Genomic DNA, 10157 nt, shown 5'->3' with positions numbered 1-10157 from the left:
TCCAGAACGAGATGCTCGATGGCGTGGTCGGCGGCGAGACCCGCCATATACCGACGGGCGAACAGATGGCCATCTACGACGCGGCCATGAAGTACCAGGAAAAAGAAACGCCGCTGGTGGTGGTAGCCGGCAAGGAATACGGCACCGGCTCCTCCCGTGACTGGGCGGCCAAGGGAACCCGGCTGCTCGGCGTGCGTGCGGTGATTGCCGAGTCCTACGAACGCATCCACCGCTCCAACCTGATCGGCATGGGGGTGGTGCCGCTGCAGTTTCCGGAAGGCGAGGACCGCAAGACCCTGGGGCTGACCGGCGATGAGACGATCTCCATCGAGGGCCTGGACGCCCTCACCCCGGGGGGCAAGGTGAAGGTCACGGTGAAAGGTGACAAGGGCGAGAAGAAACTCGAGGCCCTGTGCCGTATCGACACCGCCAACGAGCTGGAGTACTACCGTCACGGCGGCATCCTGCACTACGTGCTGAGGAAGATGATCGGGACGGCGTAATTGCCCACGGCGACGCCGTTAAACGGCTGAGCCATCAAGGAACAAGCCATCAAGTAAAAAGGCCACCCCAGACAACCTGGCGTGGCCTTGTTCTTTCTTGTTCCTTATAGGGACCAGGGACTTAGAAGGACCGGCGACGATAGCCGCGATATTCAGGCAACCAGCTGCTGCGCTCGATGGCCTGACGCAGCTTGATGCCGTCGGTCTTGAGCGCGACGCCTTCGCCCTGGGCCTGGGCGGCGACGTCGAAGGCAATGGCCTTGGAGAGCTCGCGGATCTGCGAGAGCGCCGGCAGCAGGGCCCCTTCGCCATCCTTGACCAGCGGTGCTTCCCGCGCCAGCGCCCGGGAGGCGGCCATCAGCATGGCATCGGTGACGCGCTTGGCACCGCTGGCCACGACGCCAAGGCCGATTCCCGGGAAGATATAGGCGTTGTTGCACTGGGCAATGGGGTAGGTCTTGCCATCGTAGACCACCGGCTGGAAGGGGCTGCCGGTGGCCACCAGCGCCTGGCCGTCGGTCCAGTTCAGGACGTCCCAGGGCGTCGCTTCGGCGCGGGAAGTGGGGTTGGAGAGCGGCATGATCAGCGGCCGTTCGCAGCCGTCATGCATGGCACGCACGACCTCTTCGGTAAAGATACCCTTCTGACCGCAGACACCGATCATGACCGTTGGCTTCACCCGGCGGGCGACTTCGGCCAGCGCCTGTCCGTCCCAGCCCTCGGTCATGGCGGGGTCGTGTGCCAGCCGGCGCTGGAAATCGAGCAGCCAGGTCTGGTCGCTGGTGACCAGGCCTTCCCGGTCCACCATGAATACGCGCCCTCGCGCTTCCCGCTCGGAGAGGCCTTCCCCCTGCATCGCCACCACGACCTGCTCGGCGATGCCGCAACCCGCCGACCCGGCGCCGACGAAGACCACCCGCTGATCGGCCATGCTCTCGTCACGGGCCTGGCAGGCTGCCATCAGGGTACCGACGCAGACCGAGGCGGTGCCCTGGACGTCATCGTTGAAGCAGCACAGCTGGTTGCGATAGCGCTCCAGCAGCGGGACAGCATTGGCCTGGGCAAAGTCCTCGAACTGCAGCAGCACGTTGGGCCAACGACGCTTCACCGCGACGATGAATGACTCGATGAAGGCATCGTACTCCTCCTGGGAGATACGCGGGTGTCGCCAGCCCATGTACATGGGATCGTCCAGCAGCGCCTGATTGTTGGTGCCCACATCGAGCATGATCGGCAGCGTATAGGCGGGACTGATGCCGCCACAGGCGGTGTAGAGCGCCAGCTTGCCGATGGGGATGCCCATGCCGCCGATACCCTGGTCGCCGAGACCCAGGATTCGCTCGCCATCGGTGACCACGATGACCTTGACCCTGTCCTTGGTCGCGCTGCGCAGGATATCGTCCATCCGCTCCCGGTCCGGGTAGGAGATGAAGAGCCCCCGGTGGTTACGATAGATATTGGAGAACTCTTCGCAGGCCTGCCCCACCGTGGGGGTGTAGATGATCGGCAGCATCTCCTCGAGATGCTCGGAAACCAGTCGGTAGTAGAGGGTCTCGTTGTCATCCTGGATGGCGCGCAGGTGAATATGACGGTCCAGATCGCTGTGACACTGTCGATACTGCCGATAGGCCCGCTCGGCCTGCTCCTCGATGGACTCCACGTTCTGCGGCAACAGGCCGATCAGGTTGAACTCGAGCCGCTCCTCGCGGGAAAAGGCACTGCCCTTGTTGAGCAACGGCATCTCGAGCAGCGAAGGGCCGGAATAGGGAATGTAAAGTGGGCGTTTGGTTTCGATGGTCATTATGATCTCGATGCGTTGACTGGAATCCGGGCTATAGGCGCTCTAACGGCGCCTTGGCGCCAACTTTATCATGCCAGGCCCTCAACGGCGCCCGGCTCAGCTTCCCTTTACCCGTGCCGGCTGGCTCCGCCCACCGGTAAAGAAGAAGGGCCGCAGCCTGACGCCCGCCATGTTGCCGGCGAAGCCCGCCACCAGCCACACCCAGCCGTGCAGGCTGCCCGAGGAGATACCACTGAAATAGGCGCCGATATTGCAGCCGAAGGCCAGTCGCGCCCCATAGCCCAGCATCAGCCCGCCGATCACGGCGGCGGCCAGCGACCTCAGTGGGATGCGAAAGCTGGGGGCGAAGCGGCCGGCCAGGGTGGCCGCCATCATGGCGCCGAGGATGATACCCACGTTCATGACCGTGGTGATATCACTCCATACGCTGGCCCGAAGCGCCGCGGCATTACCGGGTGCCTGCCAGTAGCCCCAGCCGCTGACGTCGCCGCCCAGCAGCTCATAACCCTTGGCACCCCACAGGGCGAAGGCCGAGGTAATCCCCCAGGGGCGCCCGGCCAGGGCCAGGGTAGCGAAGTTGAGCAGCGCCAAGGCCACCGCCCCCAGCAACAGCGGCCAGGGCCCGGTGAGCCAACGGCGCTCGCTCAGGTTGATCCGCGGCGCCTCTTCCAGCTGGCCATGGCGGCGCTTCTCCATGAATACGGTGAAGGCGGCAATGGCACCGAACAACGCCAGGCTCACGGCAATGCCGCCGCCGGCACCGAAGGTCTGAACCAGGGAGACGGGCTGGAAGGCGGGAAGCGTCATCCACCAGGAGAAATGGGCACTGCCGATCACCGAGCCGACGATGAAGAACAGCAGGGTGATCATCATGCGGGCATTGCCGCCGCCGGCGGTGAACAGGGTGCCCGAGGCGCAGCCGCCGCCCAGCTGCATACCGATGCCGAACAGGAAGGCGCCCACCACCACCGAAACGCCGATGGGCGCGACGAACCCTGTCACTTCGCGACCGAACAGGGTGCCGGCACCCAGCGCAGGAAAGAACAGCAGCACGGCAATGGCCAGCATCACCATCTGGGCACGCAGGCCGCGGCCTCGGCGCTCGCTGATGAAAACCCGCCAGGCAGCGGTAAAGCCGAAGGCAGCGTGGTAGAGCGCCACACCCAGGGCGGCCCCGACCACCATCAGCAGGCCGACTCTTGCCTCGAAGGCGATACCGACCGCCAGCGCACCCGCCAGCAGCAGCATGGCCAGTACCTGGGAAACGACCAGCGGCCTGCCCGTCTCCAGCGTCGTGTTCATTAGCTGACTCCCTCGATTGATGCAGCCGAATGGCTCAGGCAACGATACATATTCGCGAATACTGGGACTCGTTAAGCCTAGCCGCTCGGAATGAGCGGGAACAGTGCGGCGGGAACGTGCGGCCTGAAAGCACGAGGACGCCCGTGAGGCGCCCTGGTGGTGGTGCGGGTCACAAGGCGCGGTCAGACGAAGCGGCCCAGTCCCGCGGCATGACGCAGGCGATCCATGAACGGCGCGGCCTCGGCGCGCGCTCGCTCGGCACCCTTGAGCAGCACCCGCTCGATATGCCCCGGATCCTCCATCAACGCCAGATATCGCTCCCGGGGTTCACGCAGCTGTTCGTTGAGCATCTCGAACAGCCGATTCTTGGCCTCGCCCCAGCCGATACCGGCCTGGTACTCCGCGCGCATGGCCGTCGTCTCTTCGGCACTGGCGAAGGCCGAGTAGATCTGGAACAGGGTGCAGGTGTCCGGATCCTTGGGCTCACCCGGCTCCAGCGAGTTGGTCTTGATCTTGCGCACCAGCTTGAGCAGCTTCTTCTCGGCGACGAAGAGCGGAATGGTGTTGTTGTAGCTCTTGGACATCTTTCGCCCGTCGAGGCCGTTCAGCGTGGCGACGTTGTCGTCCACCACCGCCTCGGGCTGGGTGAAGAAGTCGCCCTTGTAGAGGTGGTTGAAACGCCCGGCGATATCGCGGGCCATCTCGATGTGCTGGATCTGGTCGCGGCCCACCGGCACCTTGTGCGCGTTGAACATCAGGATATCGGCGGCCATCAGGACCGGATAGCCGAACAGCCCCATGGTGATGCCCTTGTCCGGGTCCTGGTTGCCCGCCGCCTCGTTCTCGGCCACCGCCGCCTTGTAGGCATGGGCACGGTTCATCAGCCCCTTGGCGCAGACGCAGGAGAGCATCCAGGTCAACTCGGGAATCTCGGGCACGTCGGACTGACGATAGAAGATGGCGTTGTCGGTATCCAGACCCAGCGCCAGCCAGGTGGCGGCAATTTCCAGGCGCGACTCCTGCACCCGCTGGGGATCCTGGCACTTGATCAGCGCATGCAGGTCGGCGAGGAAGTAGTAGGACTGTACGCTCGGGTCCTGGCTCGCGGCGATGGCGGGCTTGATCGCCCCGACATAGTTGCCCAGGTGGGGGGTACCGGTGGTGGTGATGCCGGTGAGAACGCGTGTCTTCTGGGATGCTGCACTCATGAAAGGCGGACTCTGCTAGCGGAAATGCCCGCTATGGTAACGCGAGGAGGCGGACAAGGCGACTGGCCAGGATAGCGGGGCGCCGGGGGCAGGTTGCCAATGAGGTCATTTGCCAGGGAAGGCAAATGTAGCGTCCAGGGAAGGATTTACAGCGCCTCATTGGCAACCTTTGCCGCCGGAACAGCCCCGCTGGCTGCGGCTCAGCCGTAAACAGCCAGTTGGGCTTGTTGCCCCACAAGAGCAAGAGACCTTCCATGGCACCGGACCTCCACTACGGCCTGTCCCCGGCGCCGCTCACCAAGGTTGGAATGTCTAGGTACTAAGCGCTTAGCTCACTAGCCGCGTGGGATCGACGCTCTCCAGCCCAAAGGCCTCGGCCACGGCACGGTAGGTGACCTGGCCGTCGTGGACGTTGAGCCCCGGCAGGAAGTGCGCATCGTCGGCAAGCGCCTGCTTCCAGCCCTTGTCGGCCAGGGCGATGACGAAGGGCATGGTGGCGTTGGTCAGTGCCAGCGTGGAGGTCTGGGCCACCGCCCCCGGCATATTGGCCACGCAGTAGTGGACGATGCCATCGACGATATAGGTCGGATCGTCGTGGGTCGTCGCACGGCTGGTCTCGAAGCAGCCGCCCTGGTCGATGGCGACGTCCACCAGCACGCTGCCGGGCTTCATGTCGGCGAGCATTGCACGAGTGATCAGCTTGGGTGCGGCGGCACCGGGAATCAGCACGGCCCCCACGATCAGGTCGCTTTCCCGCACCACCTCGTCGATCGCATCGGCAGTGGAGAAGACCGTCTTCATGCGCCCCTGGTAACGGTCGTCGAGCACCTCGAGACGCGCAATCGACTTGTCGAGCACGGATACCTCGGCACCCAGGCCCAGGGCCATGCGCGCCGCGTTCTCGCCCACCACCCCGCCGCCGATCACCGCCACCTTCCCCGGGGCCACGCCCGGCACGCCGGGCAACAGCACGCCGGCACCGCCCTGGGCCTTCTCCAGGCTGTGCGCGCCGGCCTGGATCGCCATACGCCCCGCCACGGTGCTCATCGGTGCCAGCAGCGGTAGGCCACCCTGGTGGTCTGTGATCGTCTCGTAGGCGATGCAGGTAGCACCGCTCGCCATCAGGCCGCGTGTCAGCGTCTCCTCGGCAGCCAGGTGCAGGTAGGTGAACAGCGTCTGTCCGCGAGTCAGCCGCGCCACCTCCTCGGCCTGGGGCTCCTTGACCTTGAGGATCAGTTCCGCGTCGCGCCAGACGGCGTCCACGTTCGCTTCGAGACTGGCACCCGCCGCCTCGTAGCTGGCATCGGGGAAACCGGCACCTTCGCCAGCGCCGGCCTGAACGGCAACCGAATGGCCACGGGCCACCAGCTCCCGCGCCCCGGACGGGGTCAGGGCGACGCGATATTCATGGTTCTTGATTTCCTTCGGCACGGCAATCTTCATGGGAACTCCTGGGGCATGGACAGCGTTATTGTTGCTCTTGGCTTCCATTACAGCACAGTCAGTCCATACACGAAGTATCCACGGACCAATACGATATAAATCCGCAAATCTCAGCTCTTGTGCAGAAAATCATCTCACGAGGAAAGCATATATCAGGAAATCAACAAAGGCTTACTCGGCCACCAGCGCATCGCCATAGGTCGCCGCATACTCGACCGGCAGCCGTCGCGGTCGGCCACTGGAGAGCTCGATACAGGCAAAGCGGGTGCGTGCCCGCAGCAGGGTACGGCCGTCGGCCGGGCGTATCAGCTGGAAGCGGCGAGTCAGGGTCAGGCGGCCATCGCAACCGACGATCCATGTCGCCAGTTTCAGGCGCTCACCCTCGAAGGCCGGCGCCAGGTAATCGAGTTCGTGACGATGCACGGCCATGGCCCGGTCCAGCGCCCGGTAGCGATCCAGGTCGAGGCCCAGGCATTCCGAATGCGCCCAGCTGATCCGCTCGACCCAGCGCAGGTAGGCGGTATTATTGGCGTGGGCATAACCATCGATATCGGTGGCATCGACCTCGATATCGATCACGAACGGGGTGGGCAGGTCCCAATCCAGGCTCATCCATCACTCCCTTGCCGTTCCACACTGCCAACAGGACTCGAAGACCCCCTCAAGGGTTTCACCACAGCCCGGGCAAGTCCAGTCGGGGCGATCGTCACTGCCCGCCATGGCGTCCTGTATCAGCGCCTCGGCACGCGCACGGTTGTGGGGCGCCACCCAGACCTCCGGTTCGCACTCCCCCAGGGGCAGCTCGCCGGCGCCGCCGCCCAGGGTCATGTTGCGCAGCTCCACCGGGATATCCGCCGCGGCCAGCACGTTGCGAACGTGACTGACCAGCAGGGCATTGGAATGGGCGAAGACACGGACGTAATTCATTGGCAAACTCAAGAAATTAGCGAGCGATGGCCAGGCAAGGCAAAAATTGGCGAGAACGCGGAGTTTACGTAGTTGTAAATGAGCATTTTGAGCCTATTTTTAACGCAGCATGGCCGAGCGCAGCAATTTCTTGCTCAGTCGCGGAAGACGCGGACACCCAGCGCCTTGAGGTAAGCGGTTTCAGGAATCGCCGGGTGCACCGGGTGGTCAGACCCCTGATGCCCCTGGAACACGACCTGGCCGTGGCGGTCCTGATGACGCACCGCGCCCCGCACGACCTCCATCAGCCGCTCCGGCGCCAGGTGCATGGAGCAGGAGGCCGAGAGCAGCAGGCCATCGCGACCCAGCAGGCGCATCGCTTCACGATTGAGCTTGCCGTAGGCGCGCTCACCGTTGGGAATGTCCTTGCGCTTGCGGATAAAGGCCGGTGGGTCGAGAACGATGACGTCGAACTGCTCGCCATCCGCCTTGAGGGCCGCCAGGGCCTCGAAGGCGTCGCCCTCGCCGACCGCCACCTGCTCCTGCAGGCCGTTGAGGGCCGCGTTCTCGGCGACGGATTCCAGCGCCTGGGCGGAGCTATCGATGCAGAGCACTTCGCTGGCCCCGTTCGCCGCCGCCTGAACGCCCCAGCCCCCCACATAGCTGAATACGTCGAGCACCCGCTTGCCGGCCACCAGGCCATTGAGCCAGGCGCGATTGGCGCGGTGGTCATAGAACCAGCCGGTCTTCTGTCCATCGAGCACCGGCACGCTGAAGCGCACGCCGTTCTCTTCCATCAACACCGGGCCGGAGAGTTCGCCCTTGACCACTTCGACCTGGCGTTCCAACTGCTCCTGGCGACGGCCCGAGGAGTCGTTCTTGAACACGATGACCCGCGGCGAGAGCACCTTGTCCAGCGCAGCGACGACCTCCTCGCCGAGCCGCTCCATGCCAAGCGTATTGAGCTGAACCACCAGGACGTCGTCGAAGCGGTCGATGACCAGGCCGGGCAGCAGGTCGCCCTCACCGTGCACCAGCCGGTAGAAAGGCTTGGCGTAGAGCCGCTCGCGCAGCGCCAGCGCCTGGTTGAAACGATGCACCAGCAGCGAGCGGTCGAGGCGCATGTTGGGGTCACGGGAGACGACCCGGGCGCTGATCAGCGAATTGGGATTGACGTAGGCGACCCCCATCGCCTTGCCGTTGGCGGCTTCGACAATCACCTGTGCACCCGGCTCCATGCCTTTCAGCGGCGTCGCCTCGATGTCGATCTCGTTGGAGTAGAGCCACAGGTGGCCGGCCTTGAGGCGGCGGTCGGCGTTCTTCTTCAGGCGCAGGTTCTGGGTCACGTTGTTCGTCATGATGCTTCTCGGCAAGTGCGGGCGATGCCTGGCAGCACCCGGAAGTTCAGAAAAAATGGTACCGGTCGACGGCAGCCGTCGATCAGTGCTGACACTCGATACAGAAAACGCTGGCACGCTGCCCCAGGGTCACCAGTCGCAGTTCGCCGCCACAGCGTCGGCAAGCCTGCCCATGGCGACCGTAGACGTTGAGCCGCTGCTTGAAATAGCCGGGCTCGCCGGTGCCGCTGACGAAGTCGCGCAGGGTCGTGCCGCCCTGGGTAATCGCCGCTGCCAGCACCTCCCGAACCGTCGCCGCCAGCCGCTCATAGCGCTCGAGCGAAATCCGCCCGGCGGCACGACGCGGGTCGATACCGGCCAGGAAGAGGGCTTCGGCGGCGTAGATGTTGCCCACGCCCACGACCACCGCGTTGTCCATCAGGAACGGCTTCACCGCCATGCGCCGGCCGCGGGACAGGCGGTAGAGCCGCTCCCCGTCGAAGGTGTCGGAAAGCGGCTCGGGGCCCAGGCGAGCCAGGCGCGGATCCTGCTCCACCCCACCGGCCAGCCAGTCGACGAAACCGAAGCGACGCGGATCGTGGTAGCGCAACAGCCCGCCATCGTCGAACACCAGGTCGATGTGGTCATGCTTCTTCGGCAGCTCGCCCAGCCGTGCGATACGCAGGCTGCCCGACATGCCCAGGTGCCAGAGCAGGGTCGCGCTCGACGGATCTTCGACACCACCTGCGCCGGCGCCCTCGCGCCTCCCGCCGCGCGTATCGGCCTCGGCGGTCCGCAGCGGTATCAGCAGGTACTTGGCGCGCCGCGCCAGGGGGCCGATGCGCGACCCGACCAGGCGGTCGACGAAGTCGTCAGGCACCGGCACGCGCAGGCGCCCCTGGCGCACGATCACCTCCACGATCTCGCGGCCCTCCACGTGAGGGGCGATGCCGCGGCGGGTTGTCTCGACTTCGGGAAGTTCGGGCATGGCGTCGCTCGCTCAACTCGGTCGATGGGCTGCCCTACGCCGCCCACTGATGGTGTTTTCACAAACGCCTGAACCCGGCATGAGCCGGGTTCAGAAGAACAGGTTTGAACACCTGCGGAAGACGACCAAGGCTTACTTGATCTTGGCTTCCTTGTACATCACATGCTGGCGGATGACCGGATCGAATTTCTTCATTTCCAGCTTGTCCGGTGTGTTCCGCTTGTTCTTGTCGGTGGTGTAGAAGTGGCCGGTACCGGCACTGGACACCATTCTGATCTTGTCACGCATGACTGCTCTCTCCCTGGACTGTATCGCTTAGACGGCTTCGCCGCGCTTGCGCAGATCGACGAGCACAGCGTCGATACCTTTCTTGTCGATGATACGCATACCCTTGGAAGAGACGCGCAGCTTCACGAAGCGATTCTCTGACTCCACCCAGAAGCGGTGGGAGTGCAGGTTCGGCAAGAAGCGACGACGGGTCTTGCGCTGGGAGTGTGAAACGTTGTTACCAGTCACCGGGCGCTTGCCGGTAACCTGACATACTTTGGACATGGGAGCCTCCAACCGCTTGGCCAGGTGATTTCAACCTGAGTGTTCAAAACCTGTCGGGCAAACCGGGAACGAGCCCGTTGTCATTTGACCCAAGGGAATTCAAAGGCTGCACTTTAT

11 protein-coding genes (1 of these 11 cut by a window edge) are annotated in these 10157 nt (G+C 64.4%); 1 reads left to right on the top strand and 10 read right to left on the bottom strand.

Annotated elements, in window-relative coordinates:
* Positions 1 to 503: the end of an aconitate hydratase AcnA gene (gene acnA / locus LY622_RS11805; RefSeq protein ID WP_234291076.1), read on the top strand. 2245 nt of this gene lie to the left of the window's left edge; 503 of the gene's 2748 nt are visible here — the last part of the coding sequence; its start codon lies off the left edge, out of view; its stop codon occupies positions 501 to 503.
* Positions 504 to 624: 121 nt separating this feature from the next.
* On the opposite strand, the gene LY622_RS11800 is transcribed toward acnA, so the two are convergent.
* The 10 genes from LY622_RS11800 to rpmB form a co-directional block, all read right to left on the bottom strand.
* Complete coding sequence (locus tag LY622_RS11800) at positions 625 to 2304, bottom strand: NAD-dependent malic enzyme (RefSeq protein ID WP_234291075.1); 1680 nt, start codon at positions 2302 to 2304, stop codon at positions 625 to 627.
* Between the two features lie 96 nt (positions 2305 to 2400).
* A complete protein-coding gene (locus LY622_RS11795) occupies positions 2401 to 3552 on the bottom strand; it encodes a YeeE/YedE family protein (protein WP_234291191.1) in 1152 nt (383 codons plus the stop codon).
* A gap of 236 nt (positions 3553 to 3788) precedes the next feature.
* Positions 3789 to 4814, bottom strand: a complete 1026-nt coding sequence (locus LY622_RS11790) for a tryptophan--tRNA ligase (protein ID WP_234291074.1) — start codon at positions 4812 to 4814, stop codon at positions 3789 to 3791.
* 327 nt (positions 4815 to 5141) lie between these two features.
* Positions 5142 to 6257, bottom strand: coding sequence for an alanine dehydrogenase (ald, locus tag LY622_RS11785; RefSeq protein WP_234291073.1), 1116 nt, complete (start codon positions 6255 to 6257; stop codon positions 5142 to 5144).
* Between the two features lie 171 nt (positions 6258 to 6428).
* Complete coding sequence (locus tag LY622_RS11780) at positions 6429 to 6863, bottom strand: acyl-CoA thioesterase (protein WP_234291190.1); 435 nt, start codon at positions 6861 to 6863, stop codon at positions 6429 to 6431.
* Between the two features lie 9 nt (positions 6864 to 6872).
* Positions 6873 to 7184 (bottom strand): putative signal transducing protein, encoded by a 312-nt coding sequence (locus tag LY622_RS11775; protein ID WP_234291072.1) that lies wholly within the window; start codon positions 7182 to 7184, stop codon positions 6873 to 6875.
* Between the two features lie 134 nt (positions 7185 to 7318).
* Positions 7319 to 8509, bottom strand: a complete 1191-nt coding sequence (locus LY622_RS11770) for a class I SAM-dependent rRNA methyltransferase (RefSeq protein ID WP_234291189.1) — start codon at positions 8507 to 8509, stop codon at positions 7319 to 7321.
* A gap of 94 nt (positions 8510 to 8603) precedes the next feature.
* Positions 8604 to 9488 carry a bifunctional DNA-formamidopyrimidine glycosylase/DNA-(apurinic or apyrimidinic site) lyase gene (gene mutM / locus LY622_RS11765; RefSeq protein WP_234291071.1) on the bottom strand — a complete coding sequence of 295 codons (885 nt, stop codon included), beginning with the start codon at positions 9486 to 9488 and terminating at the stop codon, positions 8604 to 8606.
* A 132-nt stretch (positions 9489 to 9620) separates the two neighbouring features.
* Complete coding sequence (gene rpmG / locus LY622_RS11760; protein WP_066451035.1) at positions 9621 to 9776, bottom strand: 50S ribosomal protein L33; 156 nt, start codon at positions 9774 to 9776, stop codon at positions 9621 to 9623.
* A 27-nt stretch (positions 9777 to 9803) separates the two neighbouring features.
* A complete protein-coding gene (gene rpmB / locus LY622_RS11755; RefSeq protein WP_066451038.1) occupies positions 9804 to 10040 on the bottom strand; it encodes a 50S ribosomal protein L28 in 237 nt (78 codons plus the stop codon).
* Between the last annotated feature and the right edge of the window lie 117 nt (positions 10041 to 10157).

The organism is Halomonas alkalisoli (assembly GCF_021412585.1).
Lineage (GTDB): Bacteria > Pseudomonadota > Gammaproteobacteria > Pseudomonadales > Halomonadaceae > Halomonas > Halomonas alkalisoli.
The sequence above is the reverse complement of the archived record's forward strand: the minus strand, read 5'-3'. Positions and strand labels throughout refer to the sequence as shown.

Excerpts from the sequence above, each read along its gene's own strand:
- LY622_RS11800 (WP_234291075.1), bottom strand. The coding sequence starts at position 2,304 with ATGACCATCGAAACCAAACGCCCACTTTACATTCCCTATTCCGGCCCT.
- ald (WP_234291073.1), bottom strand. The coding sequence starts at position 6,257 with ATGAAGATTGCCGTGCCGAAGGAAATCAAGAACCATGAATATCGCGTC.
- rpmG (WP_066451035.1), bottom strand. The coding sequence starts at position 9,776 with ATGCGTGACAAGATCAGAATGGTGTCCAGTGCCGGTACCGGCCACTTC.
- mutM (WP_234291071.1), bottom strand. The coding sequence starts at position 9,488 with ATGCCCGAACTTCCCGAAGTCGAGACAACCCGCCGCGGCATCGCCCCT.
- rpmB (WP_066451038.1), bottom strand. The coding sequence starts at position 10,040 with ATGTCCAAAGTATGTCAGGTTACCGGCAAGCGCCCGGTGACTGGTAAC.
- LY622_RS11790 (WP_234291074.1), bottom strand. The coding sequence starts at position 4,814 with ATGAGTGCAGCATCCCAGAAGACACGCGTTCTCACCGGCATCACCACC.
- LY622_RS11775 (WP_234291072.1), bottom strand. The coding sequence starts at position 7,184 with ATGAATTACGTCCGTGTCTTCGCCCATTCCAATGCCCTGCTGGTCAGT.
- LY622_RS11795 (WP_234291191.1), bottom strand. The coding sequence starts at position 3,552 with ATGCTGCTGCTGGCGGGTGCGCTGGCGGTCGGTATCGCCTTCGAGGCA.